This window comes from Burkholderia paludis, assembly GCF_000732615.1.
Classification (GTDB): domain Bacteria; phylum Pseudomonadota; class Gammaproteobacteria; order Burkholderiales; family Burkholderiaceae; genus Burkholderia; species Burkholderia paludis.
Genome location: NZ_JPGL01000046.1, coordinates 40,626 through 67,025 on the forward strand (window position 1 = coordinate 40,626; position 26,400 = coordinate 67,025).

Annotated in this window: 26 protein-coding genes; 8 read left to right on the top strand and 18 right to left on the bottom strand. The window is 68.7% G+C overall.

Annotated elements, in window-relative coordinates:
• Nucleotides 1–32: 32 nt before the first annotated feature.
• From coxB to GQ56_RS0125415, 3 genes are all read right to left on the bottom strand, one after another.
• Nucleotides 33–1,619, bottom strand: coding sequence for a cytochrome c oxidase subunit II (gene coxB / locus GQ56_RS0125405; RefSeq protein ID WP_031401319.1), 1,587 nt, complete (start codon nt 1,617–1,619; stop codon nt 33–35).
• Nucleotides 1,620–1,678: 59 nt separating this feature from the next.
• Complete coding sequence (locus GQ56_RS0125410; protein WP_052001488.1) at nt 1,679–2,203, bottom strand: DUF2244 domain-containing protein; 525 nt, start codon at nt 2,201–2,203, stop codon at nt 1,679–1,681.
• 195 nt (nt 2,204–2,398) lie between these two features.
• Nucleotides 2,399–3,364, bottom strand: coding sequence for a methyltransferase domain-containing protein (locus GQ56_RS0125415; RefSeq protein ID WP_031401321.1), 966 nt, complete (start codon nt 3,362–3,364; stop codon nt 2,399–2,401).
• Between the two features lie 81 nt (nt 3,365–3,445).
• On the opposite strand from GQ56_RS0125415, the gene GQ56_RS0125420 reads away from it, so the two are divergent.
• Nucleotides 3,446–4,249, top strand: a complete 804-nt coding sequence (locus GQ56_RS0125420) for a ComF family protein (protein ID WP_031401322.1) — start codon at nt 3,446–3,448, stop codon at nt 4,247–4,249.
• Nucleotides 4,250–4,355: 106 nt separating this feature from the next.
• Nucleotides 4,356–4,826, top strand: a complete 471-nt coding sequence (gene trmL, locus GQ56_RS0125425) for a tRNA (uridine(34)/cytosine(34)/5-carboxymethylaminomethyluridine(34)-2'-O)-methyltransferase TrmL (RefSeq protein WP_031401323.1) — start codon at nt 4,356–4,358, stop codon at nt 4,824–4,826.
• Nucleotides 4,827–4,850: 24 nt separating this feature from the next.
• On the opposite strand, the gene GQ56_RS0125430 is transcribed toward trmL, so the two are convergent.
• The 5 genes from GQ56_RS0125430 to GQ56_RS0125450 form a co-directional block, all read right to left on the bottom strand.
• The gene (locus GQ56_RS0125430; protein ID WP_031401324.1) at nt 4,851–5,375 is read right to left on the bottom strand and encodes an O-acetyl-ADP-ribose deacetylase; all 525 of its coding nucleotides are present in this window, start codon (nt 5,373–5,375) and stop codon (nt 4,851–4,853) included.
• A 95-nt stretch (nt 5,376–5,470) separates the two neighbouring features.
• Nucleotides 5,471–6,469, bottom strand: a complete 999-nt coding sequence (locus tag GQ56_RS0125435) for an NAD(P)H-dependent glycerol-3-phosphate dehydrogenase (protein ID WP_031401325.1) — start codon at nt 6,467–6,469, stop codon at nt 5,471–5,473.
• 25 nt (nt 6,470–6,494) lie between these two features.
• Nucleotides 6,495–6,977, bottom strand: a complete 483-nt coding sequence (gene secB / locus GQ56_RS0125440; protein WP_011353285.1) for a protein-export chaperone SecB — start codon at nt 6,975–6,977, stop codon at nt 6,495–6,497.
• 107 nt (nt 6,978–7,084) lie between these two features.
• Complete coding sequence (gene grxC / locus GQ56_RS0125445) at nt 7,085–7,345, bottom strand: glutaredoxin 3 (protein WP_031401326.1); 261 nt, start codon at nt 7,343–7,345, stop codon at nt 7,085–7,087.
• Nucleotides 7,342–7,764, bottom strand: coding sequence for a rhodanese-like domain-containing protein (locus tag GQ56_RS0125450; protein ID WP_021164238.1), 423 nt, complete (start codon nt 7,762–7,764; stop codon nt 7,342–7,344). Before GQ56_RS0125450 ends, grxC begins: the two co-directional genes overlap by 4 nt.
• A gap of 134 nt (nt 7,765–7,898) precedes the next feature.
• Here GQ56_RS0125450 and gpmA point away from each other — a divergent pair, with 134 nt between their 5' ends.
• From gpmA to GQ56_RS0125465, 3 genes are all read left to right on the top strand, one after another.
• Nucleotides 7,899–8,645 (top strand): 2,3-diphosphoglycerate-dependent phosphoglycerate mutase, encoded by a 747-nt coding sequence (gpmA, locus tag GQ56_RS0125455; protein ID WP_031401327.1) that lies wholly within the window; start codon nt 7,899–7,901, stop codon nt 8,643–8,645.
• A 217-nt stretch (nt 8,646–8,862) separates the two neighbouring features.
• Complete coding sequence (locus tag GQ56_RS0125460; RefSeq protein ID WP_031401328.1) at nt 8,863–10,410, top strand: S41 family peptidase; 1,548 nt, start codon at nt 8,863–8,865, stop codon at nt 10,408–10,410.
• Between the two features lie 105 nt (nt 10,411–10,515).
• Nucleotides 10,516–11,268, top strand: coding sequence for a HesA/MoeB/ThiF family protein (locus GQ56_RS0125465; protein WP_031401329.1), 753 nt, complete (start codon nt 10,516–10,518; stop codon nt 11,266–11,268).
• A gap of 58 nt (nt 11,269–11,326) precedes the next feature.
• Here GQ56_RS0125465 and ptsP read toward each other — a convergent pair whose 3' ends face one another.
• From ptsP to GQ56_RS0125500, 7 genes are all read right to left on the bottom strand, one after another.
• The gene (gene ptsP / locus GQ56_RS0125470; protein WP_031401330.1) at nt 11,327–13,099 is read right to left on the bottom strand and encodes a phosphoenolpyruvate--protein phosphotransferase; all 1,773 of its coding nucleotides are present in this window, start codon (nt 13,097–13,099) and stop codon (nt 11,327–11,329) included.
• A gap of 201 nt (nt 13,100–13,300) precedes the next feature.
• Nucleotides 13,301–13,570: an HPr family phosphocarrier protein gene (locus GQ56_RS0125475; RefSeq protein ID WP_031401331.1), complete on the bottom strand. Its 270-nt coding sequence runs from the start codon at nt 13,568–13,570 to the stop codon at nt 13,301–13,303.
• 73 nt (nt 13,571–13,643) lie between these two features.
• Nucleotides 13,644–14,114, bottom strand: coding sequence for a PTS sugar transporter subunit IIA (locus GQ56_RS0125480; RefSeq protein WP_031401332.1), 471 nt, complete (start codon nt 14,112–14,114; stop codon nt 13,644–13,646).
• Nucleotides 14,115–14,345: 231 nt separating this feature from the next.
• The gene (gshB, locus tag GQ56_RS0125485) at nt 14,346–15,302 is read right to left on the bottom strand and encodes a glutathione synthase (protein ID WP_031401333.1); all 957 of its coding nucleotides are present in this window, start codon (nt 15,300–15,302) and stop codon (nt 14,346–14,348) included.
• A 26-nt stretch (nt 15,303–15,328) separates the two neighbouring features.
• Nucleotides 15,329–16,618: a glutamate--cysteine ligase gene (gene gshA / locus GQ56_RS0125490; RefSeq protein ID WP_031401334.1), complete on the bottom strand. Its 1,290-nt coding sequence runs from the start codon at nt 16,616–16,618 to the stop codon at nt 15,329–15,331.
• A gap of 239 nt (nt 16,619–16,857) precedes the next feature.
• Nucleotides 16,858–18,369 (bottom strand): ammonium transporter, encoded by a 1,512-nt coding sequence (locus GQ56_RS0125495; protein ID WP_031401335.1) that lies wholly within the window; start codon nt 18,367–18,369, stop codon nt 16,858–16,860.
• Between the two features lie 37 nt (nt 18,370–18,406).
• Nucleotides 18,407–18,745: a P-II family nitrogen regulator gene (locus GQ56_RS0125500; RefSeq protein ID WP_006398175.1), complete on the bottom strand. Its 339-nt coding sequence runs from the start codon at nt 18,743–18,745 to the stop codon at nt 18,407–18,409.
• Between the two features lie 355 nt (nt 18,746–19,100).
• Here GQ56_RS0125500 and GQ56_RS0125505 point away from each other — a divergent pair, with 355 nt between their 5' ends.
• Complete coding sequence (locus GQ56_RS0125505; RefSeq protein WP_031401336.1) at nt 19,101–19,352, top strand: accessory factor UbiK family protein; 252 nt, start codon at nt 19,101–19,103, stop codon at nt 19,350–19,352.
• Nucleotides 19,353–19,620: 268 nt separating this feature from the next.
• Nucleotides 19,621–21,243 (top strand): YifB family Mg chelatase-like AAA ATPase, encoded by a 1,623-nt coding sequence (locus GQ56_RS0125510; RefSeq protein ID WP_031401337.1) that lies wholly within the window; start codon nt 19,621–19,623, stop codon nt 21,241–21,243.
• 320 nt (nt 21,244–21,563) lie between these two features.
• Here GQ56_RS0125510 and GQ56_RS0125515 read toward each other — a convergent pair whose 3' ends face one another.
• A complete protein-coding gene (locus tag GQ56_RS0125515) occupies nt 21,564–22,136 on the bottom strand; it encodes a hypothetical protein (protein ID WP_031401338.1) in 573 nt (190 codons plus the stop codon).
• A gap of 160 nt (nt 22,137–22,296) precedes the next feature.
• Here GQ56_RS0125515 and GQ56_RS0125525 point away from each other — a divergent pair, with 160 nt between their 5' ends.
• The gene (locus GQ56_RS0125525) at nt 22,297–22,833 is read left to right on the top strand and encodes a peroxiredoxin family protein (RefSeq protein WP_031401339.1); all 537 of its coding nucleotides are present in this window, start codon (nt 22,297–22,299) and stop codon (nt 22,831–22,833) included.
• Nucleotides 22,834–22,929: 96 nt separating this feature from the next.
• Here the strand turns inward: GQ56_RS0125525 and GQ56_RS0125530 are convergent, their stop codons facing one another.
• Together GQ56_RS0125530 and GQ56_RS0125535 are read right to left on the bottom strand one after the other, a co-directional pair.
• Nucleotides 22,930–24,285 (bottom strand): sigma-54-dependent transcriptional regulator, encoded by a 1,356-nt coding sequence (locus GQ56_RS0125530; protein WP_031401340.1) that lies wholly within the window; start codon nt 24,283–24,285, stop codon nt 22,930–22,932.
• A gap of 78 nt (nt 24,286–24,363) precedes the next feature.
• Entirely contained in the window at nt 24,364–26,397 is a 2,034-nt protein-coding gene (locus tag GQ56_RS0125535; RefSeq protein WP_031401341.1) for a sensor histidine kinase, read from the bottom strand.
• Nucleotides 26,398–26,400: the final 3 nt, after the last annotated feature.

Genomic DNA, 26,400 nt, shown 5'->3' on the forward strand with positions numbered 1-26,400 from the left:
AATGCGAATACGTCGACTAACTCAGCGACACGTCAAGCCGCCGGACCGATCTCGACACGCCGGGCTTCCTTCGCGTCAGCCCCGCCCGTGATCGTTTCCGGTTTTTTGAGAATAATGTGGTCTTCCGCCACGCCTGCTGCCTTCAGCGCATCGCGCACGGCTTGCGCGCGATGCTTGGCCAGTTCGGCATTCGCGCCGGACGAGCCCGTCTGGTCGGTAAAGCCCGACAGCGCGAGCTTCGCGTCCGGATGTGCCTTCGCATAGTCGGCCGCGGCGGCGATCGCCGCCTTCGCGTCGGCCGGCAGCACGCTCTTGCCGGTCTCGAAGTAGATCGTCGACAGCGCGGTCGAAGCCGCCGGCTGCTCGGCTGCGCCCGACGCGGCCTGCTCCGGCGCCGAAGCCGCCTCGGCCGGCGCTGCCGCGCCTGCCGTGTCTTCCGGCATCTTGCCGTTGCGCGCGTCAGCCACTTGCTTCGGCTGCAGCAGGTCGTTCTTGTGGTTGCCCCACGAATTGCGCTCGTACGTGATGACCGAGGCGATGTCGAGATCCGACAGCGACGCCCACGAGGGCATCGCGCCCTTGCCGTGCAGCACGCGCTCGACGTGGCCGGCGATCGGGCCGTTCACGATCGCGCTGCCGTCCATGGCCGGGAATGCGCCGAGGCCCTTGCCGTTCACCTGGTGGCAGGCCGCGCAGTTCGCCTTGTAGACGTCCTCGCCGTGCGCGACGAGTTCGGCCATCGTGTAGACCTTGTTCGGATCGACCGCCGCGCTGGCCAGCTTGGCCTTCTGCGCGGTCACCCACTTCGCGTAGTCGTCTTCCGACAGGACTTCGACGACGACCGGCATGTACGCGTGCTCCTTGCCGCACAGCTCGGTACAGAAACCGCGGAAGGTGCCGACCTTGTCGGCCTTGAACCACGTGTCGCGCACGAAGCCCGGGATCGCATCCTGCTTCACGCCGAACGCGGGCACGTACCACGAGTGGACGACGTCGTTCGCGGTCGTGATGATGCGGATCTTCTTGTTGACCGGCACGACGAGCGGGTTGTCGACTTCCTGCAGATAGGTGTCGGTGATCGGCGTCTTGCCCATCACTTCGTCGCGCGGGGTGCTGAGCGTCGACAGGAAGCCGATGCCCTCGCCCGGGCCCTTCACGTAGTCGTAGCCCCACTTCCACTGGTAGCCGGTGACCTTGATCGTGAGATCGGCGTTCGTCGTGTCCTTCATCGCGACGACGGCCTTCGTCGCCGGCAGCGCCATCAGCACGACGATGATGAACGGCACGATCGTCCAGATGATTTCGACGGTCGTGCTTTCATGGAAATTGGCGGCCTTGTGGCCTTTGGATTTGCGGTGCGCGAAGATCGAATAGAACATCACGCCGAACACGCCGACGAAGATCACCGTACACAGGATCAGCATCATCGTGTGGAGATCGTAGAGCTCCTCGGCGATCTTCGTGACAGGCGGCTGAAAGTTGATCTCGTTGACGCGGGGGCCGCCCGGGCTATCACCGACCGCCAGGGCGGCACCGGCAAAGAGCAGTCCGCTGCATGCCAGCACACCCGTGAGGGCTCGCTTGATTGTTTTCATAGCATCCTTACCCAAAATTTCCATTCAAACCCTCCCCCCCGTCGCAAGCCGCCGGCCAGTACCGGCCCGGCGCCCGCGCCTCGTCAGCCGCAGCGCCTGAGCGACACGCGCAGTTCGTCGGCGAACTGCGCGCGCTTGTACTGCGCGAGATGCTGCCCGATTACGACGGTCTGCCCGCGCGATACCAGCCGAATCGGATCGCGTGGCGTCGCGCCCGGCTCGACCCGCACCCAGCGCGGGTTGAATTCGATCTGCGTGAGCCGATCCGCATCCATCCGTTCGATCACGAGCCGGTGCGGAAACAGCCTGATGCGCTCGTAATCGACCGCATGGCGAGCATAGATCGCAAATGCGACACCCACCGCCAGCAACTCGATTCCGGTGAAGGGCATGACGAGCCAGGCTCCACGCCACGTCAGCAATGCCGCGATCACCAGCGAAAAGCCCGCGAGCGACGCGTAAAACAGCACGAACTGGCGCGGCGACACCGAACAGTTGCGTTTGATCAGCCAGTCTTCGAGGACCGGCTCGCCGTTCGTCGTCTCCGCCAAAACCGTCGCTGCTTCCATCGCCGCCTCACGCGAATGGCATGCGATGCATGCCTGCATCGGACTCGCCGTCCCGTATTGCGGGGACCCCGGGATGACAAGCTGACGCATTATAGGCGGGTTCAATGGCATCCACAAGCAAGCGCCTATCGCCCCGCAAGCCAAGCGCGACAAGCTTTCCGGCCGTTTTTGGCGCCTATTCGACCCCGCTTTGCGCTGCTAATTTCAGACATAACAAAACCCCTCTTTACCGCTTTACCGATTCTTCGGACGACCTTTTCCGATGTCCTCGATACGCACGATCCCGTGCCCTTCGGCGGTCGTGCGCGGCACGGCCTTCCACGCGTGGCCGTAGATCACTTCGAAGGTCAGGGCAATCGTGCCGTCCGCGCGCCGGCGCGCCTCCAGCGCGTCGCCGAGGGCCGCGCGAAAGCGCCGCGTCGCGCGCTGCGGCGCGGCCCGGTCGAACGGGTAGGCGCCCCAGCGGCGCACGTCGGCCAGCAGGGAGTCGGGGGATTTGTAGGTGACGGTCAGCACTTCCTGATCCATCACGGGAATCTCGAAGCCGCTCTCGACGAGCATGTCGCCGAGGTCGTGCATGTCGACGAAATCGATCACGCGCGCGCCGGGCGGCGCGATGCCGAGCGCCGCCTCGGCGTCCGCGCAGGCCGCGCGCAGTTCGCGCAGCGTGTCGGGGCCGAGCGTGCTGAACATCAGCAGCCCGTTCACGCGCAGCACGCGCTGCCACTCGGGCAGCACCGCATCGGGGCGCGAATGCCAGTGGAGCGCGAGATTCGACCAGATCAGGTCGAACGCGCCACCCGCGAACGGCAGCGCGGCGAAATCGGCCTGCGCGACGCGCGGGCCGCGCTGACCCAGCGCGCGGCCGAGCGAGGCCGGCAGCCAGCGGCGCCAGCTCGCCTGCTCGACCTCGCGCTGGCCGGCTCGCGCGAGCATCGCGCCGGACAGGTCGACGCCGAACACGGGCGCCTCCGGAAAGCGCGCGCGCAGCGCCGGCAGATCGTCGCCCGGGCCGCAGCCCGCGTCGAGCACCGCCGTGGGGCTCACCTTGATGTATTCGAGGCGCTCGTTCATCCGTTGCGCGATCTCGCGCGGCAGGAATGCGACCGCGTCGAAGGTGGCGGCGCGGCGATCGAAGATCCGCCGCAGGCGCCTTGCGTCATTGGCCGGACGGCCGGTTGAAGTCGAAGCTGGGGACATGTCGGGCACACTGGCGAAGAGCCCGAAGTATACTCGCTCGCCCCGCCTGCTTCATTGAAGCGGGGTGTCAGGAGTGTTGCGATGATCCGCCGTTCCGCTCCGCGCACGATGCGCGTCGTTTTGTCGCAGGTTCGCGTACTGGCCGTGCGCGTCGCCGCGGTCGCGCTGCCCAATCGCTGCGCACTGTGCGGCAATTTGTCACACACCTCGATTTGCGGTGCGTGCGACGCCGCGTACTGGAACGAGGCGCGGCTGCGCTGCGGCGTCTGCGCGTTGCCGCTGGGCGTCGGGCAGCCGCGTTCGCGCGCGCCCCGCGGCGCTCAGGCCGGCGCCGGCCGTGCGGCCGCGTACCGGTGCGACGCGTGCCGCACGGCGGCGCCGCCGTTCGACGCGACGCTCGCGCTGGCGGATTACCGCGCGCCGCTCGACGGGCTCGCGCGCGGCCTGAAGTTTCACGGCCGGCTCGCGCTCGGCGCCGAATTCGCGGCACGGCTCGCCCGGCTGATCGACGATACGCCCGGCGCCGGCGGCTTCGACCTGGTCGCGCCCGTGCCGCTGTCGCACCGGCGGCTGGTCGCGCGCGGCTACAACCAGGCGTGGGCGATCGCGCGTCCGCTCGCACGGCGACTCGGCGTGCGCGCGGACGCGGCGCTGCTCGCCCGCGTCGCCGACACCGCGCCGCAGTCGCGGCTCGACCGGCTCGCCCGGCGCGACAACGTGATGGCGGCATTCGCGGTGGCGGGCGGCGTCGCCGGCCGCCATGTCGCGCTCGTCGACGACGTGATGACGTCCGGCGCGACGCTCGCGGCCGCCGCGCAGGCGCTGAAGGCGGCAGGCGCCGCGCGCGTGACGAATCTGGTTGCGCTGCGCACCGCCAGGGATTAATTAGATAGGAGGCCGGCCGCCGGAACGCGGCGCCGGCCGTCACGAACCGGCCGGCCGGGAACGCGCGCGCAACGCGCCGCCCCGGCCGGCCCAGCCAAACCGAAACATGTTCAACGTCGTTCTCGTCGCGCCCGAAATTCCGCCGAACACCGGCAACGTGATCCGCCTGTGCGCCAACACGGGCGCGCGCCTGCACCTGATCGAGCCGCTCGGCTTCCCGCTCGACGACGCGCGGATGCGGCGCGCCGGCCTCGACTATCACGAGTATGCGCAGATGCGCGTGCATCGCGACTGGGACGCGTTCGTCACGGCGGAAACGCCCGATCCCGCGCGCATGTTCGCGTTCACGACCCGCGGCTCGGGCCGCTTCCACGATCATGCGTTCCTGCCCGGCGACTGGTTCGTGTTCGGCTCGGAAACGCGCGGCCTGCCCGCCGAGCTGCTCGAGCGCTTTCCGGGCGAACAACGCGTGCGGCTGCCGATGCGGCCGGACAACCGCAGCCTGAACCTGTCGAACACGGTCGCGGTGGTCGTGTTCGAAGCCTGGCGCCAGGCCGGCTTCGAAGGCGGCGCCTGACGCACGCGCCGCCCGCCGGCCGGCTCAGGCCCGCACGAGCCGCGCGCGATACAGGTCGTAAATGTCGGGGGAAAAGCACGCGAACAACACGCGTGCGAGGTTCGGCGCTTGCGGCAGCATGTCGGCGACGGTGCCGACCGCGATGCCGACGGCCTCTTCAGCCGGATAGCGGTAGATGCCGCAACTGATCGCCGGGAACGCGATCGACGTCGCCGCGACCTCCTCGGCCAGTTCGATCGCCCGCCGGTAGCACGACGCGAGCAGGTCGGCCTCGCCGCGCCCGCCGCCGTACCACACGGGCCCGACGGCATGGATCACGTAGCGCGCCGGCAGCCCGTGCCCGCGCGTGAGCTTCGCGTCGCCCGTCGCGCAGCCGCCGAGCATGCGGCATTCGGCGAGCAGGCCGGGGCCGGCCGCCCGGTGGATCGCGCCGTCGACGCCGCCGCCGCCCAGCAGCGAACCGTTCGCGGCGTTGACGATCGCGTCGACCTCGAGCGTGGTGATGTCGACGACCTGTGCGTCGAGCGTAGTGGAACCGATCTGCAGCATGACACCCTCCCGGAGCGCCGGAGACCGTTCAAGCGTAGCGCGCTTCGACGCCGCGCGCCCGATGCGCGCGCCGCGCCCGGCGGCGCTGCCCGGCGCTACTCGGCGCGCGCGTCGCGCCGCAGCAGGCCGCTGACGGCGTCGCGCGGCGCGATGCCGTCGAACAGCACGCCGCACACGGCTTCGGTGATCGGCATTTCGATCGACTGCGCGCGCGCGATCGCCAGCACGGCTTGCGCGCAGCGCACGCCTTCGGCCACGTGACCGAGGGCGGCGAGGATGTCGTCGAGCGTGCGGCCGGCCGCCAGTTGCAGGCCGACCGTGCGGTTGCGCGACAGGTCGCCCGTCGCGGTGAGGATCAGGTCGCCGAGGCCGGTGAGGCCCGTGAAGGTTTCCGCGCGGCCGCCAAGCGCGACGCCCAGCCGCGACATTTCGGCGAGCCCGCGCGTAATCAGCGCGGCCCGCGCGTTCAGCCCGAGGCCGAGGCCGTCGGCAATGCCGGTCGCGATCGCCAGCACGTTCTTCACCGCGCCGCCGACCTCGACGCCGACCACGTCGTCGCCCGTATAGATCCGCATCGCGCCGTGATGGAACGCGGCGAGCGTGCGCTCGCGGCAGGCGGCGGACGCGCTCGCCACCGTCAGCGCGACGGGCAGCGACAGCCCGACCTCCCGCGCGAAGCTTGGCCCCGACAGCACGCCGTTGCTGTGCTGTTCGGGCAACTCGGCCGCGATCACCTGATGCGGCAGCAGATGCGTGTCGGCCTCGAAGCCCTTGCAGACCCAGACGACGTGCGCGGGCACGCAGCCCGCGTCGCGCATCGCGCGACACAGCGTGCGCAGCCCGGCCACGGGCGCGGCGATCACGCACAGCGCATCGTCCGCGGCGCCATGCGCGAGCGCGGCGCCGAGATCGGCGTCGTAGCGCAGCGCGTCGGGCAGCGCGATGCCGTCCAGATAGCGGGAATTCTCGTGCCGGGCCTGCAGCCCGGCGATGAGCGCGGCGTCGCGCGCCCACAGAAGCGTATCGTGCCGCGCGGCCAGATGGCCCGCGAGCGCGGTGCCCCAGGCACCGGCGCCGAGAACGGCTACTTTCATACCCAGCACCGGTCCGCGTTCAACGTCAGTTCAGCGTCGTGCCGTTCGGCGCGCCGGCGGCGGCGCCAGCCTGCTGCTGAAGCTGCGCGAGACGCTGCTCGTAGAGCGCCTGGAAGTTGATTTCCGCCAGATGGATCGGCGGGAAGCCCGCGCGCGTGATCGCATCGGCGATGTTCGAACGCAGGTACGGGAACAGGATCGTCGGGCAGGCGATGCCGACCAGCGGGTCGAGCTGTTCGTCCGGAATGTTGCGGATGTCGAAAATGCCGGCCTGCTTCGCTTCGATCAGGAACGCGACCTTGTCCTTCACCTTCGCGGTGACGGTACCCGACACGACGACTTCGAACACGCTTTCCGCGAGGCGGTCGGCCTTGACGTCGACTTCGACTTCAACCGACGGCATGTCCTGCTCGAGGAAGATCGCCGGCGAATTCGGCTGCTCGAGCGACATATCCTTCAGGTAGACGCGCTGGATGTTGAAGAACGGTTGGTTTTCGACGTCGGACATGGTGTTTCCCTAAAAATGGTGACGGAGCGGCCCGGCTTCTCGCCGGCCGCCACGGATGAATCCTGCGCGCTCAAGCCGCGGCGCGGCCGGCGGCCATTCTGCCCTAATCAGGCCGCTTGCAGAAGCGGTACGAGGCCGCCTTCGCGGTCGAGCTTCGACAGATCGTCGTAACCGCCGACGTGCGTGTCGCCGATATAGATCTGCGGCACCGTGCGGCGCCCCGTGCGCGTCATCATTTCCTCGCGGCGGGTCGGATCGCGGTCGATCAGCACCTTTTCGATCTGCTCGACGCCGCGCAGCTTCAGCAGGCGCTCGGCCTGAATGCAATACGGGCACACCTGCGTGCTGTACATGACAACCTTGTTCACTTCGCCACTCCTTGTTTGACGACCGGCATCCCGGCCTGCTGCCATGCGGCCACGCCGCCCTCGAGCACGTGCACCTCGGCGTAGCCCGCCGCCTCGACCTCGCGCGCCGCCTTCTGCGACTGCTGGCCGTTCTGGCACACGAGCAGCACGGGCGTGCTCTTGTTCTTCGCGACCTGCGCGATCTTCGCGCCGATCTCGCCCGCCGCGACCTGACGCGCCGACGGCAGGTGGCCGGCGGCGAAATCGGACGCGGCGCGCACGTCGATCACGACCGCGTTGCGGCGGTTGATGAGTTGCGTGGCCTCCGCGGCCGACAGGCCACCACGGCCGCGGCGCAGCGCGGGCCAGGCTAGCAGGCCGCCGGATACCACCAGGATCGCGATGAGGGCCAGGTTCGTGTAATCGGTAAAGAACGTCACGGAATTCCGCCGGAAAAAGAGAAATCGGATAAGGACAATCCCGCCATTATAAAATAACCGTCTTGCGCGATGGCGGGCCCGGGTCGGGTCCCGCGCGACGCGCACCGCTTCCTTCACTACCGACCGCAAGATCCATGTACAAACTCGTTCTCATCCGCCACGGCGAATCGACGTGGAACAAGGAAAACCGCTTCACCGGCTGGGTCGACGTCGACCTGACCGAGCAGGGCCGCAACGAGGCCTACCAGGCCGGCGAATTGCTCAAGGAGGCCGGCTACACGTTCGACATCGCGTACACGTCGGTGCTCAAGCGCGCGATCCGCACGCTGTGGCACGTGCAGGACCGGATGGATCTCATGTACCTGCCGGTCGTCCACTCGTGGCGCCTGAACGAGCGTCACTACGGTGCGCTGTCGGGCCTGAACAAGGCGGAAACGGCCGCGAAGTTCGGCGACGACCAGGTGCTCGTCTGGCGCCGCAGCTACGACACGCCGCCGCCCGCGCTCGAGCCGACCGACGAGCGCGCGCCGTTCAACGACCCGCGCTACGCAAAGGTGCCGCGCGAGCAGCTGCCGCTCACCGAGTGCCTGAAGGACACCGTCGCGCGCGTGCTGCCGCTGTGGAACGAGTCGATCGCCCCGGCGGTCCGCGCCGGCAAGCAGGTGCTGATCGCCGCGCACGGCAACTCGCTGCGCGCGCTGATCAAGTACCTCGACGGCATCTCCGACGACGCTATCGTCGGGCTGAACATCCCGAACGGCGTGCCGCTCGTGTATGAGCTCGACGAGAACCTGAAGCCGATCAAGCACTATTACCTCGGCGACCAGGAAGCGATCGCGCAGGCGCAGGCCGCCGTCGCGAAACAGGGCAAGGCGGGCTGACGCCGCCAGGGCCGGGCGGGCCGCGCGAACCTTCGCGGCCCCGCCACTGTCGAATCCGCTTTCGAACCCGCTGCGTGTCCGGCGGTGCCCCGCCCCGCCGGCTCCGGGCCCCGTTCGACGCTTTTCGCGCCGTTCCACTGAGTCATCGGACGAACAGTTATACTTGTCCGCTACATCCCCGCTACCGCCACGCGCTTCCCGACCGCACCAGATCTCTATGCGAATGAAATTGAAGAACATCGGCCTGATTGCCGCGGGCCTCGCCACGGGCGTATTCGCCACGCTGCAGGTTTCCGCGTCGGCCGAGCAGACCGCCACCGCGCCGCTCCCCCTCGACCAGCTCCGCCTGTTCGCGGAAGTGTTCGGCCAGATCAAGCGCGAGTACGTCGAACCGGTCGACGACAAGAAGCTGCTGACGGCCGCGATCAAGGGCATGGTGTCGAGCCTCGACCCGCACTCGTCGTTCCTCGACAAGACCGACTATGACGAGCTGCAGGAACAGACGAAGGGCCGCTTCGCGGGTCTCGGCATCGAGATCTCGCAGGAAGACGGCCTCGTCAAGGTGATCTCGCCGATCGAAGATACCCCCGCGTTCCGCGCCGGCATCCGGCCGGGCGACCTGATCACGCGCATCAACGACAAGCCGGTGCGCGGCATGACGCTCGACAAGGCCGTGAAGCAGATGCGCGGCGAGCCGGGCACCAAGGTCACGCTGACGATCTTCCGCAAGAGCGACGACCGCACGTTCCCGGTCACCGTCACGCGCGCGATCATCAAGGTCCAGAGCGTGAAGATGAAGATCCTCGATCCGGGCTATGCGTACATCCGGATCACGAGCTTCCAGGAGCGCACGACGCCCGATCTCGCGCAGAAGCTGCAGGACATCGCGCGCCAGCAGCCGAACCTGAAGGGCCTGGTCCTCGACCTGCGCAACAACGGCGGCGGCCTGCTGCAGAGCGCAGTCGGCGTGGCCGGCGCGTTCCTGCCGCCCGACTCCGTCGTGGTGTCGACCAACGGCCAGATCGCCGATTCGAAGCAGGTCTACCGCGATACGTACGACAATTACCGCCTGCCGTCCTTCGACGGCGATCCGCTGAAGAACCTGCCGCCGGTCTTCAAGACGGTGCCGATGATCGTGCTGACGAACGCCTATTCGGCGTCCGCGTCGGAAATCGTCGCCGGCGCGCTGCAGGATTCGAAGCGCGCGCAGATCATGGGCAAGACGACGTTCGGCAAGGGTTCGGTGCAGACGGTCCGCCCGATGACGGCCGACACCGCGCTGCGCCTGACCACCGCGTACTACTACACGCCGAGCGGCCGTTCGATCCAGAACAAGGGCATCACGCCGGACGTGCCGGTCGATCAGTACGCGGACGGCGATCCGGACGACGTGCTCGTGACGCGCGAGGTCGACTACTCGAACCACCTCGCGAACACGCAGGATCCGAACGAGAAGAAGGAACAGGAAGATCGCGAGCAGCGCCGGATGGATCAGCTGCGCATTCTCGAAGAGCAGAACGACAAGAAGACGCCGGAGCAGCGCCAGAAGGATCGCGATCGCAAGCCGATCGAGTTCGGCAGCGCCGACGACTTCATGATGCAGCAGGCGCTCAACAAGCTCGAAGGCAAACCGGTGCAGGAATCGAAGTCGCTGCTCGCCGAGAGCGCGACGAAGAGCCCGGCCAAGGCTGCCGCGGTGCCGAAGGCGTCGGGCGCCGGCGCGAAGCCGGCGGCCGCACCGAAGCCCGCGTCGGCACCGCAGTAAGCGCCGGCCGGCATCCGACGGGCCATCGCGGGAAGACCGCGATGGCCCGTTTTTCATGCGCGCCTAAAATAACGACACGTCCGCCCGCCTCGCCCACGACTCCCCATGAACGACGATCAACTCCTTCGCTACTCCCGTCACATCCTCGTCGAGGAAATCGGCATCGAGGCGCAGCAACGCTTTCTCGACGCGAATGCGATCGTCGTCGGCGCGGGCGGCCTCGGCTCGCCCGCCGCGATGTACCTCGCGGCATCGGGCGTCGGCGCGATCACGCTCGTCGACGCCGATACGGTCGACCTCACGAACCTGCAGCGGCAGATCCTGCATGCGACCGCATCGGTCGGCCGCAGCAAGGTCGAATCGGGGCGCGACGCGCTCGCGCAGCTGAACCCGGAAGTGAAGGTGGACGCGGTCGCGCAACGCGTCGACGATGCATGGCTCGACGCGCACGTGCCGCGCGCAACCGTCGTGCTCGACTGCACCGACAACTTCGCGACGCGCCACGCGATCAACCGCGCATGCGTCGCGCACGGCGTGCCGCTCGTGTCGGGCGCCGCGCTGCGTTTCGACGGCCAGATCAGCACGTTCGATTTCCGCGATCCGGCCGCGCCCTGCTACGCCTGCGTATTCCCGGAGGACCAGCCGTTCGAGGAAGTCGCGTGCGCGACGATGGGCGTGTTCGCGCCGACGGTCGGGATCATCGGCACGATGCAGGCGGCCGAAGCGCTGCGCGTGATCGGCGGGATCGGCAAGACGCTCAGCGGGCGGCTGATGATGCTCGATTCGCTGCGGATGGAATGGACGACGATGAAGATCGCGCGCCAGGCCGACTGCCCCGTGTGCGGGGGCCGGCACTGACGCGCGGGCGGCGGCCCGCGCCGGACGGCGCAGGCGCGACGGGCCCCAGTGACGCCGCCTAGGCGGCGGCGTCCGCGCGCGGCTCGGCGACCGACAGGCGCTTCAGCGCCGCCTGCACTTCCTCCGGCTCGAACGCGGCCAGCACGTCGGCCGTCGGCTTCTCGAGCGCCTTCAGGTGTGCGCGCAGGATCTCCTGCTTCACGACGAGCAGCTGGCTCGGGTGCATCGAGAACTCGGTGAGCCCCATCCCGAGCAGCAGGCGCGTGAGCGCCGGATCGCCGGCCATCTCCCCGCACACCGACACGGATACGCCCGCGCGCTTCGCTTCGCGCAGCGTGTAGGCGATCAGGTGCAGCACGGCCGGATGCAGCGGGTCGTACAGGTGCGCGACCGCGTTGTCCGCGCGGTCGATCGCGAGCGTGTACTGGATCAGGTCGTTCGTGCCGATCGACAGGAAGTCGAAGCGCTTCAGGAACAGCGGCAGCGCGATCGCCGCGGCCGGAATCTCGATCATCGCGCCGATGCGCACGTTCGGGTCGTACGCGAGCCCCGCGTCGTCGAGCTGGCGCTTCGCCTCGCGGATCAGGTCGAGCGTCTGGTCGATCTCCTGCGCGTGCGCGAGCATCGGGATCAGGATCTTCACCTGGCCGAACGCGGACGCGCGCAGGATCGCGCGCAACTGCGTGAGGAACATCTGCGGCTCGGACAGGCTCCAGCGAATCGCGCGCAGGCCGAGCGCGGGATTCGGCGCCGTCTCGTAGCCCTCGTCGAGCGCTTCGAGCGGCTTGTCGGCGCCGACGTCGATCGTGCGGATCGTCACCGGCATGCCCTTCATCCACTCGACGGCGCGCTTGTACGCGGCGAACTGCTCCTCTTCCTCCGGCATCGCCTTCTGATGCATGAACAGGAACTCGGAACGGAACAGCCCGACGCCGACCGCGCCGGCCTCGACGGCCGCCTTCGCATCGTCGGGCAGCTCGATGTTCGCGTACAGCTCGATCTTGGTGCCGCACAACGTTTGCGTCGGCGAGAACTTCAAACGCTGCAGCTTGCGTTGCTCCAGCAGCTTCTCGGACTGCCGGTACGAATATTCCTCGAGAACGATCGGCGCCGGATCGACGATCACGATGCCCTGGTCGCCGTCGACGATGATCAGGTCGTCCTGGCGGATCAGCGCGCTTGCGTGCTGGACGCCGACCGCGGCCGGAATGCCGAGGCTGCGCGCGACGATCGCCGTGTGCGACGTGCGGCCGCCGAGATCGGTGACGAACGCCTGGAACGACTGGGTCTTGAACTGCATCATGTCGGCCGGCGCGATGTCGTGCGCGACGACGATCATTTCGTTCGTGCCGTTCGCGGCCGCGCGGTCGAGCGCCTGCGACGCCGACGGCGCGCCGGCGAGCGCCTTCAGCACGCGCTCGACCACCTGCTCGATGTCGGCCTTGCGCTCGCGCAGGTATTCGTCCTCGATGTCGTCGAAGTGACGCGTGAGCAGCTCGAGCTGCTCGGTGAGCGCCCACTCGACGTTGTAGCGGCGCGTACGGATCAGGTCGATGGTTTCCTGCACGAGCATCGCGTCGCTCAGGATCATCGCGTGCACGTCGATGAATGCGCCGACCTCGGTCGGGGTGTCGTCGGTCAGGTCGGCGCGCAGCGCCTCGAGTTCCCGATGCACGACGTCGAGCGCCGTGCGGAACCGCTCGACCTCGGCATCGATCTGGTTGGCCTCGACAAGGTAATGGGCGACGTCGAGCGCCGCCGGCGCGATCAGATACGCTCGACCGATCGCGATACCTCGTGAGACGGGAATGCCAAGCAGCGTGAAGGACACGCGCACCTCCTCTGTACAAGTAAAGCCGCGGCACACTGCTGCGATGCGCTTATGACCCCGGTTAGCGATTATAAATTCCGCGACTCCCTGCTGACTGCATGCACCGCAGCATTGCGCATTCCGCATCAATGCTGCCGGCGAAAAAAATGCCGCGAAATTCGCGGCATTCCGACTGGAATCGGCAACGATCCCACCCGGGGATCACTGGCCTTCGCCGAACTTGTCCGCGATCAGTTTCAGCAGCGCGTCCATCGCTTCCCGCTCGTCGGACCCTTCGGTCTCGATCGTCACGGTACTGCCGATGCCCGCCGCCAGCATCATGACCCCCATGATGCTCTTCGCATTGATCTTGCGCCCGTTGCGCGTCATCCAGACTTCCGACTGGAAGTTGCCGGCCAGTTGCGTAAGCTTGGCCGATGCGCGCGCATGGAGCCCCAGTTTATTGACGATGGTGGTTTCTTGTTGAAGCATGATTCTCGGTCGGGTCGGTCGGGACCGCCGGCGGCGCGCGTCGGCGGGTCGGTCTAAAACGAAATAACGGGTATCAGTGCGATTCGGTGCGCGCTTGCGGTTCGGGCGGAATCGGCGCGCACTGGCCGCAGCCGGTTTCGGTCGGTGGCGGCGGCGTGCCGGCCGCGACTTCGTGCACGCCCTTCGCCCCGCCGGACAGCGCCTTGTCGACCAGCTTGTCGAGCGGCACGGTGCGATAGCAGACGGCCCGCACGAGCATCGGCAGGTTGACGCCGGCCAGCACGCGCACGTTGTCGATCTTCGCCAGCTGGCCCGCGATGTTCGCGGGCGTCGCGCCGTACATGTCGGTCAGCACGACCACGCCGTTCTCTTCCTTGAGCCGCGCGAGTTCCGCGTGCGCGAACGCCATGACCTGGGTCGGGTCGCTGTCGGCCATTACGTCGATGCAGCCGATGCGGGCGGGCACGCCGCCATAGATGTGCGCGATGCAGTCCCGCAGCGCGGTGGCGAGCGGAGCGTGCGCGATGATCAGGATCCCGGCCATGTCAGATCGCTCCCGTCCGCCCCTGGCGGACCGACACCCCGCGGCGGGGCAACGAGCGTAGCGAGTGTGGGAGACGTTTCATGTTCAGCCTTGCGACAGTTTCGGGCCCGACCGCCGGGCCTTCGGTGCGCCGATCACGGCACCTGGCAGCGGGCATTGTAGCAGGCCGGTCGAGCTGCTCCGGCGACGGGGGACCTGCGCGGCCGCCGCCGGGGTTGCGCGGGAAACGGCCTAGGCGGCCGCACGCTCCAGCGCGTCGATGAACATCGCGGCGACGTCGAAGCCCGTCTGCTCCATGATCTCGCGGAAACACGTCGGGCTCGTCACGTTCACCTCGGTCAGCCAGTCGCCGATCGCATCGAGGCCGACCAGCAGCAGCCCGCGCGCCGCGAGCACGGGGCCGAGCGTCCGGGCGATCTCGCGATCGCGCTCGGTCAGCGGCTGCGCGACGCCGAGGCCGCCCGCCGCGAGATTGCCGCGCACCTCGCTGCCCTGCGGAATCCGCGCGAGCGAATACGGCACCGGCTCACCGGCAATCAACAGGATGCGCTTGTCGCCCGACTTGATCTCCGGAATGAACTTCTGGATCATCAGCGAACGCGTGCCGTCGTGGCCGAGCATCTCGATGATCGCGCCGAGGTTCATCCCGTCGGCCTTCACGCGGAACACGCCCATCCCGCCCATGCCGTCGAGCGGCTTCACGATCACGTCGCCGTGCTCGGCGTGGAACGCGCGCAGGCGCGTCGCATCGCGCGTGACGAGGGTCGGCGCGACGAATTGCGGGAATTCCCCGATCGCCAGCTTTTCCGAATGATCGCGGATCGACTGCGGCTTGTTGAACACGCGCGCGCCCGCACGCTCGGCCAGCTCGAGCATCCACGTGGCCGTCACGTATTCCATGTCGAACGGCGGATCCTTGCGCATCAGCACCGCGCCGAACGACGTCAGCGCACGGGATTCGTGCGCGGCCGCCTCGTACCACGGATGGCGGTGCAGGTCGGCCGTGTCGCCCACGATCGTCACGCGCTGCACGTCGGCCTCGACGCCCGAACCCGTCCACGCGAGCTGGTGCGGCTGGCACGCATAGACCGCGTGGCCGCGCCGCGCGGCCTCGGCCATCATCGCGTAGGTCGAATCCTTGTAGATCTTGAAGCGCTCGAGCGGGTCGGCGATAAAGAGAATGTCCATGAGGTCCTGTACGTAGCGAAGGTGCGTTACACCTGGATGGCTTCGGGATCGGTCTTTTCCAGTTCGATCGACGACGCGATCAGCGACAGCCGCGCGACGACACCGTACATGTAGAACCGGTTCGGCGGTGCGGCGCCCGGCTTCGCGCCGGCATCCGGCAGCGCGGTGTGCTCGAAGCCGAGCGGCACGTAGTGCATGCCGGGCGCGTTCAGGTTCTGGTCGCGCTCGCGGCCGCCGTGCGTGCGGTAGAAACCGCCGACCACGTAGCGGTCGATCATGTACACGACGGGCTCCGCGACCTCGTCGCCGACGCGCTCGAACGTGTACACGCCTTCCTGCACGATCACGTCGCGCACCGCGAGGCCGGCCTTCGACTCGGCCATCTGCGCGCGCTCGGCCTTCGACAGGCGGCCGATCTCGGCCGCATCGTGCACGGTCATCACGCCGCGCCCGGCCGTGCCCGCGTCGGCCTTCACGACGACGTACGGCTTCTCGCTGATCCCGTATTCGCGGTACTTGCGCGCGATTTTCTTCAGCACGCCGTCGATCGCGTCGGCGAGCGCCTGCTCGCCTTCATGCGCCTGCCAGTCGACGCCTTCCACGTGCGCGAAATACGGATTCACCATCCACGGATCGACGCCGACCATCTTCGCGAACTTCTTCGCGACGTCGTCGTAGCAGGAGAAGTGCGTCGACTTGCGGCGCACGGCCCACCCCGCATGCAGCGGCGGCAGCAGGTACTGCTCGTGCAGGTTTTCCAGCACGGCCGGAATGCCGGCCGACAGGTCGTTGTTCAGCAGGATCGAGCACGGATCGAAATTCTTCAGGCCGAGGCGGCGCTGCGAACGCTCGAGCGGCTCGAGCACGATCTTCTGGCCGTCGGCCAGCGTGATCGGCGTCATGTCGGTGATGCTCGGGTCGAGCGAGCCGAAGCGCACGTTCAGGCCGGCCTGGCGCATGATCGTCGCGAGCCGCGCGACGTTTTCGAGGTAGAACGCGTTGCGGGTCGGCAGCTCGGGAATCACGAGCAGGTTCTTCGCGTCCGGGCAGATCTTCTCGATCGCGGCCATCGCGGCCTGCACGGCCAGCGGCAGCACTTCGGACGGCAGATTGTTGAACGCGCCGGGAAACAGGTTCGCGTCGACGGGCGCCAGCTTGAAGCCGGCGTTGCGCAGGTCAACCGAACAATAGAACGGCGGCGTATGTTCCTGCCATTCGAGCCTGAACCAGCGTTCGATCGCAGGCGTCGCGTCGAGGATCTTCTGCTCGAGTTCGAGCAGCGGACCGTTCAACGCGGTAACGAGGTGGGGAACCATGAATCACTCGCGAGCGGGAGAATGAAGATTGTAGAGCAATTGCCCCGCCCATTTGGGGATTGTTCCCGGCTTCGCAAGGGTTTGCGGGAAGTTTTCGGCTATTGACCCGATAGCGCGAAGGGTCATGCGCCGCGCCGGCCGACGGCGGAAGAAAAAAAACCCGCCGGGTGGGCGGGCCGAAGTCGCTGCGCTCATTCGTCGCGGGCGCCGTCGTTGCGGCGGCCCGCCATGCATCCTCTTTATTCGACATGCTCGCCGTGCAGGATCACGTCGAGGCCTTCGCGCTCCTCCTCTTCCGACACGCGCAGGCCCATCGTCAGGTCGATCAGCTTCAGCAGCACGAAGCTCAGCACGCCGCTGTAGACCAGCGTGATCAGCACGCCCTTCGCCTGCAGCAGCAGGCTGCCGTCGGCGCCGCCGATGTCCTTGACCGCGAACACGCCCGTCAGCAGCGCGCCCAGGATCCCGCCCACGCCGTGCACGCCGAACGCGTCGAGCGAATCGTCGTAGCCGAGCTTCGACTTGAGCCACGTCGCCGACCAGAAGCACACCACGCCGGCCGCGATGCCGATCACGAGCGCCCCCGCCACGCCGACGAAACCGGCCGCCGGCGTGATCGCGACGAGACCCGCGACCGCCCCCGACACGATGCCGAGCACCGACGGCTTGCCCTTCGCGATCCATTCGGCAAACATCCAGCCGAGCGCCGCGCAGGCCGTCGCGACTTGCGTCGTCAGCATCGCGAAGCCGGCACGGCCGTCGGCGGCAACCGCCGAGCCCGCGTTGAAGCCGAACCAGCCGAACCACAGCATCGAACCGCCGATCATCGTCAGCACGAGGTTGTGCGGCGCCATCGATTCACGGCCGTAGCCGACGCGCTTGCCGAGCACCAGGCACGACATCAGGCCCGCGATACCGGCGTTGATGTGCACGACGGTGCCGCCCGCGAAGTCGAGCACGCCGTCCGACGACAGCCAGCCGGTCGGCTCCCACACCATGTGCGCGATCGGCACATAGACGATCAGCGACCAGAGCGTCATGAACACGAGCATCGCCGAGAACTTCATGCGGTCGGCGAACGCGCCGCAGATCAGCGCCGGCGTGATGATCGCGAACGTCATCTGGTAGACGAAGTAGACCGATTCCGGGATCGTCGGCGCGAGATGGCTGACGGTCAGCGTCGTGGCCTTGTCGCCGTGGATGTAGTTCATCCCGTGCAGGAACGCGCGCGACAGGCCGCCGATGAAGCCGTTGCCCGGCGTGAACGCGAGGCTGTAGCCGACCACCGTCCACAGCACCGTGATCAGCGCGGTGATCGCGAAGCTCTGCATCACGGTCGCGAGCACGTTCTTCTTGCGGACCATGCCGGCGTAGAACAGCGCGAGGCCGGGGATCGTCATGAACAGCACGAGCGCGGTGGAGGTCAGCATCCACGCGGTGTCGCCTGAGTTGATCTTCGACGAATCGACCGAGAACGGCGCGGTCGGCGCAGCGGGGGCGGCCGGCGCGGACGCGGCGGCGGCGGCCGAGGCGTCGGCGGCGCCCGAGGCCGGTGCGGCCGCGGCCGCGGCGGAGGCGTCCGTGGCAGCCGGGGCCGACGCGGCAGGCGCCGCGGCGGACGATGCATCGGAAGCCGTGGCGGCGGGTGCGGACGCAGCCGCGGCGGACGCCGCGTCGTCTGCAAGCGCGGGGCCGACGCCGGCCGCGATCAGCGAGCCGGCCATCAGCAGGGACATCAGAAGTTTGCGCATCTTGGGTTTCCTCTTGTCGCTTGTCTTGTCTGTTCTGTTACAGCGCGTCTGCGCCCGTCTCCCCGGTGCGAATCCGGATCACCTGCTCGATCGGCGTGACGAAAATCTTGCCGTCGCCGATCTTGCCGGTGCGCGCGGCCCGCTCGATCGCCTCGACCGCCTGGTCGACGAGATCGTCGGACACGGCCGCCTCGATCTTCATCTTCGGCAGGAAATCGACCACGTATTCGGCGCCGCGGTACAGTTCGGTATGCCCCTTCTGGCGCCCGAACCCTTTCACCTCCGTCACCGTGATACCCGAGACGCCAAGCGCCGACAGCGCCTCGCGCGTCTCATCGAGCTTGAACGGCTTGATGATTGCGGTAATCAGTTTCATGAAGTCCTCTCGCTGGGTTGTCCCGTCGAATTGGTTGGAATGATGTAACGGTCTCTTCTCAGCAACTCGCATGCCATGTTGGCCCGAGCACCGTTTCGAAAGGCTCCGGAACGGGGTCGCATCCCGTGATGTAAGGTGCGGAAGCCCGGCCGAATGGCCAACATGGCCCGGTTTGCTGGCGCGGCGAAAGGATCGTTGCTAGAGTGCACGCACGTCCCGGAATGCCGGGGCATTCACCCATGCGGGCGCCATGCCCGGAATTCGCGCTCCCGGCGCACCATTTCCGGTCATGCGTGCATCATGGGCACGTACGCAACTGAAGATGCACAGTTTTTGTGCAAGGAAGGGGAATCACATGAAGCAACCCAGCGACGTTTTCAACGACCTGCAGTCGCGCGTCAGCGATCTGCTGAAAAACTCGCCGGCCAGGGACGTCGAGCGCAACGTGAAGGCCATGCTGTCGCAAGGCTTCTCGAAACTCGATCTCGTCACCCGCGAGGAATTCGACACGCAGGCCCAGGTGCTCGCCCGCACCCGCGTGCGCCTCGAGGAACTCGAAAAGCGCGTCGCGGAACTCGAGCAGAAGCTCTCCGCGCCGCAGGCCTGACGCCCCACCCGGTCGCAAGGTCCGGGCGCGGGCCGCCTCGCGCGGCCCGCGCCCGCCGCCCCACCGTCGCCCGTCGTTCTTCGCGGCACCCTCGTTCTTCGCGGCACCCTCGTTCTTCGCAGCACCCTCGTTCTTCGCAGTCCGTCGTTCCGCAGTCTCTCGTTCTTTCCCCGCGCCACGCCGGCAAGCGCGCACCGATTCCTCCGATTCCCGCGGCACGCGGCCCGTACGGCCGTCGCCTGTCCGCCCTGTTTGCAGGAGCCTCGCCATGTCGCTCGCCGTGGTTCGCAGTCGCGCGCCCGCTTCCGGCCGCGCGCCGGACGTCACCGTCGAAGTCCATCTCGCCAACGGGTTGCCGTCGTTCTCGATCGTCGGCCTGCCCGATCTCGAAGTCCGCGAAAGCCGCGAGCGCGTGCGCGCCGCGCTGCAGAACTGCGGCTTCGAATTCCCGGTGCGCCGCATCACCGTCAACCTCGCGCCCGCCGACCTGCCGAAGGAATCGGGCCGGTTCGACCTGCCGATCGCGCTCGGCATCCTCGCCGCGAACGGCCAGATCCCGGCCGACGCGCTGGCCGGCCGCGAATTTGCCGGCGAACTGTCGCTGACCGGCGCGCTGCGGCCGATGCGCGGCGCGTTCGCGATGGCGTGCGGGGTCGCACGGGACGGGCAGGTCGCGGATAGCGGCGCGGCTTCCGGTTCGAACGCCGACGCCCTTTCCGGCTCAGGCGCCGGCGGCCTCGAGGCCGGCCCGCGCGCCGCCGCGTCGAACGCCCCCGAGCTGTACCTGCCGCTCGCCAGCGCCGCCGAGGCCGCGCTCGTGCCCGGCGTCACCGTGTTCGGCGCGCCCGACCTGCCCGCGCTGTGCGCGCACCTTGCCGGCGCACCGGACGCCCGGCTCGCGCCGGTCGCGGCGCCCTGCCTCGACGGGCTGCCCGCCCCGGCCGCCCCGGATCTCGCCGACGTGGTGGGCCAGCGCGGCGCGCGCCGCGCACTGGAAGTCGCGGCGGCGGGCGGCCACCACATGCTGATGGTCGGGCCGCCGGGCGCCGGGAAGTCGATGCTGGCCGCCCGGCTGCCGGGGCTGCTGCCGCCGCTGACCGACGACGAGGCGCTGACGTCGGCCGCGCTCCTGTCCGCGAGCCGGCTCGGCTTCTCGCCCGCGCAGTGGCGCCGCCGGCCGTTCCGCGCACCGCATCATTCGTCGAGCGCCGCCGCGCTGGTCGGCGGCCGCAACCCGCCGCAGCCGGGCGAAATCACGCTCGCGCACCTCGGCGTGCTGTTCCTCGACGAACTGCCCGAATTCGACCGGCACGTGCTGGAGATGCTGCGCGAGCCGCTGGAGGCCGGCCGCATCACGATCTCGCGCGCGGCCCAGCAGGCCGACTTTCCGGCCGCGTGCCAGCTGATCGCCGCGATGAACCCGTGCCCGTGCGGCTGGCACGGCGATCCGTCCGGGCGCTGCCGCTGCTCGCCGGACGTCGCCGCGCGCTACCTGCGCAAGCTGTCGGGGCCGCTCGTCGACCGCATCGACATCCAGATCGACCTGCCCGCGCTGTCGCCGGCCGAGCTGGCGACGCGCACGTCGGCACCCGGCGAACCGAGCGCCGCGGTGGCCGCGCGGGTCGCGCAGGCGCGCGCGCTGCAGCTCGGCCGGCAGGGCAAGACGAATCACATGCTGAGCGGCCGCGAGACCGACGACCTGTGTCGGCCGACCGACGAAGGCGAACGGCTGCTGCGCGAGGCCGGCGAGCGCTTCGGCTGGTCGGCGCGCGCGTATTACCGCGTGCTGAAGGTCGCGCGGACGATCGCCGACCTGGCCGGCGACCCGTGGCCGACGGCCGCGCAGATCGCCGAGGCAATCCGCTACCGGCGTGTGCTCACGGCGCTCTGAGCGCCTTCCGAGGACAAAATCCGCCTGTCAAGACTTGACTTATTCACAATTCCCCGAATCCGGCATCGGATCGCGGCACGCCGCGACCTTTGCGCCGGGGAATGCGTATCCCTCTGTTTTAATTGACTTTTCTCAACGCGCGCGCGGGCGGCCAAACACGCCGAACGGCCGTCCCGCGCGGCTCAGCGGGAAATTCCGGCCACTTTTCAACAAAGTTATCCACATGCGCTGTGGATAGCCGAAAAATCCCCGCAAAATCCGGCGATTAGCGCCGAAAGCTGCGAACGAACTTTCAGTTGTCACGGTGTGCGCAGGCGCCGTCAATCGAGCTTGAACGAGCCGAAAAACTGGTCGAGCTGCTCCTGGGCGAGCGGCCCGTCGGCGATCACGACCGCCTGGTACGCGTGCCGGCCGCGCGCGGCAAGCCGCGCGACGATCGTCTTGCGGGCGCGATCGCCGCCGGCAGCCGCGCCCGCGATGCGCAGCTCGAGCCCGCTCACCGCGCCGCCGGCCTTCAGCGGCACGGGCACCGACGCGATCTGCGGCGCGCCGTCCAGATTGCGGGACAACCCGGCGCGCAGGAACTCGAGCGCGGCGCGGCGTGTGTCGTCGCGGTCGTCGGGCAGCGTCAGCGTACCGACCGCGAACACCGCGCCGTCGACGTGCGCCGCCTGCATCCGCATCGGCAGCGACGCGCCGCCGAGCGCCACCGGCTGCTCCTCGACGGTCGGCTTCGCCGGCAGGTCGACGGTATAGCCGGCGTCGTTGTGCAGCGTGCGCCAGTCGTACGACGGCGAACACGCGGCCAGCGCGACGCTCGCGCACGCGAGCGCGGCGAAGTGTCGCAGTGGACGATAAAGGGGGCGCAACGAATCGATGACTTCCTTCGGCATGGCGTGGATCGGGCAGGCAAATCGGGCATTATCCGCCGAACGGGACGATCGGGAGGCGTGGCCGCCGCCGGTGCGCACGCCGCATTCGCGCTAAAATAACCGCCGAATTTCGACATCCTTTGCATCGACCCGCGTCATCGACCGACTCCGAGAGCACCAGATGAACACCACGCCTCCCGCCCGGCGCAGCGCCGGACCCGCCCGCTACATCGTCGCGGCCGCCATCGTCGCGGCTGTCGCTGTGGCCGGCTTCTTCGCGTTCAACGGCAAGTCCACCGTGCCGGATGCGACCTTCACGCTGCTGTCCGGCCAGAAGGTCTCGACCGCAGGCGACCTGAAAGGCAAGGTCTACCTCGTGAACTTCTGGGCGACGAGCTGCGCGACCTGCATGCAGGAGATGCCGCAGATGGTCGACACCTACAACCGCTTCAAGGGCCAGGGGCTGGAATTCGTCGCGGTCGCGATGAACTACGATCCGCCGATGTACGTCGCGAACTACGCGCAGACGCGCCAGTTGCCGTTCAAGGTCGCGCTCGACGACGGCAGCGTCGCGAAGCAGTTCGGCAACGTGCAGCTCACGCCGACGACCTTCGTCGTCGACAAGGACGGCAAGATCCTGAAGCGCTACGTCGGCGCCCCGCAGTTCGCGGAACTCGACGCGCTGCTCAAGAAGGCGCTCGACGGCAACGCGGCCTGAGCGCCGCACGAACCGCCTGCAAGGGCGCGCGCCGCGCCCTTCGCCGCACGACGGACCGCCCGGCCGGACACCCCGGCTTCGCGGTCCGTTTGCTTTTCAGCGCTCGGTATCGCCTTTGGCCGACAGCCCGTAGCGCTTCATCTTCTCGTACAGCGTCGCCTTGCCGACGTGCAGCCGGTCGGCCGTCGCGGCGACCGCGCCGCCCGTCTGGTTGAGCGCCTCGGCGATCACCGCGCGCTCGAACTGCTCGATGCGCTCCTTCAGCGTCTGCTCGTGGTCGGCCTCGTCGCCGCCCGCGTCCGTCTCCTGCGGCATGTCGGCCACGCCGAGCACGAAGCGGTCGGCCGCATTGCGCAGCTCGCGCACGTTGCCGGGCCAGTCGCGCTGCATCAGGCTCGCGCGCTGCCGGTCGGTCAGCACCGGCGCGGGCCGCGCGTAGCGCACCGCCGCATCCAGCATGAAGTGCTCGAACAGCGGCACGATGTCCTCGCGGCGCTCGGCGAGCGGCGGCAGCGCGATGGTCACGACGTTCAGCCGGTACAGCAGGTCGCGACGGAACGTGCCGGCCGCGACGAGCTCGCTCATGTCGCCCTTCGCGGCCGCGACGACGCGGCAGTTCACGCGGATCGGCTGGTTCGAGCCGAGCCGCTCCAGCACGCCGTCCTGCAGCACGCGCAGCAGCTTCACCTGCAGCGCGAGCGGCATGCTTTCGATTTCGTCGAGGAACAGCGTGCCGCCCGACGCGTATTCGAGCTTGCCGACGCGGCGCTTTGCGGCGCCGGTGAACGCGCCCGGCTCGTAGCCGAACATCTCCGACTCGAACATCGGCTCGGGCAGCGCGCCGCAATTGACCGCGATGAACGGCTTCTCGCGGCGCGGCGACAGTTCGTGCAGGCTGCGCGCGATCAGCTCCTTGCCGGCGCCCGTGTCGCCGTTGATCAGCACCGATGCGTCGGTGGGCGCGACGTTCGCGATCAGCTTGCGCACCTGTTCGATCGCGGGACTGCGGCCGATGATGCGCGGCGCGACGATGTTCTGCCCGGCCAGTTCGCGCCGCAGCGCGTGATTCTCGAGCACGAGCTCGCGACGCTCGAGCGCGCGGCGCACCGTCTCGATCAGGCGCTCGGCCGGGAACGGCTTCTCGATGAAGTCGTACGCGCCGTCGCGCATCGCCTGCACGGCCATCGAGATGTCGCCGTGCCCGGTGACGAGGATCACGGGCACGTCGGGCACGCGCTCGCGGCACTGCGCGAGCAGGTCGAGCCCGCTCGCGCCGGGCAGCCGGATGTCGCTGACGATCGCGCCGGCGGTATCGGCGACGATCGCCTTCTCGGCCGCTTCGGCCGACTCGAAGCCGGCCACGTCGAAGCCCGCCAGCTGGAGGCTCTGCACGCTGGCCCGGCGAACGAGCGCATCGTCTTCGATATAGATCACTTGCAGCCGGTTGGCCATCGTACTCACTTGCTCCTGACGGGCCGCGCGGCGCTGGCGCGCGCGGCTGCGTTGATGCCGGTCGGGCGCCGACCGGGCCTAGTGCGAGCCCGCCGGCTCGGACACGGAGTCCGGATGATGCGTGCGGGCGCGCCGCAGCGTCAAGACGAACAGCGCGCCGCCCGCGGGCGCGTTGCGCGCGGTCAGCGCCCCGCCCGCGTCGCTCGCGATCGACGACGAGATCGCGAGGCCGAGCCCGAGCCCGCGCCCCATTTCCTTGGTCGTGAAGAACGGCTCGAACAGGCGCGGCAGCAGGTCGGGCGCAATGCCGGGCCCGTTGTCGCGCACCTCGATCGCGAGCGTCGCCGCCGACACCGCGATCGTCACCTCGATGGCCGGCGACGCGACGCCCGCGACCGCGTCGAGCGCGTTGCCGAGCAGGTTGATCAGCACCTGTTCGAGGCGCAGATCCTCGCAGCGGGCGACGAGCGCCGGATAGTCGCGCGCCAGATCGAGCGGCGCGCTCCGTTGCCCGTCATGCGCGGCCGCATCCTGCAGCGTCAGCGTGAGCGCGACGCCGCGCAGGCGCTCGTCGAGCAGCGACAGCACGCTGCGCAGCGCGCGCACGACGAGCGCCTGCTCGTTGCGCGGCTTCGCACGGCCGACGAACAGCTTCAGCTGGTTCGTGATCTTGCCCATCCGCTCGGTGAGCGCGGCGATCGCCTCGAGGTTCTCGCGCGCGGCCGCCTGTTCGCCGCGATCGAGCAGCACGCGCGTGTTGTCCGAGAAGCTGCGCAGCGCCGCGAGCGGCTGGTTCAGTTCGTGCGTGATGCCGGCCGCCATCTGGCCGAGCGCGGCGAGCTTGCTCGCCTGGATCAGTTCGTCGTGCGCGGCGCGCAGCTCCTGCTCCGCGCGGATCCGGTCGCCGACTTCCTTCTGCAGCTGCTCGTTCGCTTCCGACAGATCGGCCGTGCGCTCCTCGACACGCCGGTTCAGCTCCGCATAGGCCTGCTGCAGCAGCGCGCGGCCGCGGATCATTTCGCGCACGCGCGCACGCCGCATCCGCCAGTAGAACGCGAGCAGCGCGGCCGACACGAAGCCGAACCCCGTGACGATCGTCGCATTGCGCGCATCGGCGTCGACCGGCGCGATCGGCGCGAGCGTGACGAGCAGCCAGTCGGGCTCGCCGATCCGGCGCTTGCTGGCCAGGAAGCGCGGCGCGCGCAGGCCGGGGCCCGCGCCTGCGCCGGCCGAGCCGAGGCGCACGATCTCCGCATCGGGGCCGAGCACCTGTTCGACCCGCAGCGGCAGCGGCGTGACGGGCTGCTGCGCGTACTGGCGCGTCTCGTAGATCGACGCGGCGACGGGCCCCGTCAACGGGCGCAGCGTGTGGTACTTCCACGCGGGCACCGACGACAGGAACACGACGCCGTGATCGTCCGCGACGACGAGCGGCTCCGACGCATCGGCGCCCTGGAACCATTCGAGGTTCAGCTTGACGACGACGACGCCCGCGATCCTGCCGTCTCGCCACACCGGTTGCGAGATGTAGTAGCCGGGATCGCGCGAGATCGTGCCGATTCCGAAGAAGCGGCCGACGTTGCCTTTCATCGCGTCGAGGAAATACGGGCGGAAGCGGTATTCGATCCCGACGAAGCTGTCGGGCGCGCGCCAGTTGCTGGCGGCGACGCACAGGCCGTCCGCGCCGATCACATAGGTGACGGTTGCGTGCGCGTGTTCGTTGAGGTCTTCGAGATAGCGGTTGACGCGCGCGGTGTAGTCGGCGCGCGTCGGCTCGGCGAGCAGGTCCTGCACGTACGGGTGGCTGCCGAGCAGATAGGGCAGCGATTCGTAGCGGTCGAGCGTGCTCTTGAGCGCGTTGGTGGTGCGGTCGACCCTCACCGCGGCGTTGCGCTGCAGCTCGGCGACGCCGCGCCGCCAGGTGATCGTCCACGTCAGCGTGCACGCCGCGGCGAGCGCGGCGGCAAGCACGACGAGAATGAGCAGGCGGCGCGTCACGGTCGAGGCTTCCTGACGATGCGGATCGCCTATTGTGTCATAGGCCCCCGCATCCACGCCCCGGCCGCCGCGGGCCGCGCCGCCGGCTGGCGGGGCCGCCGCCTGCTCCTTCATGAT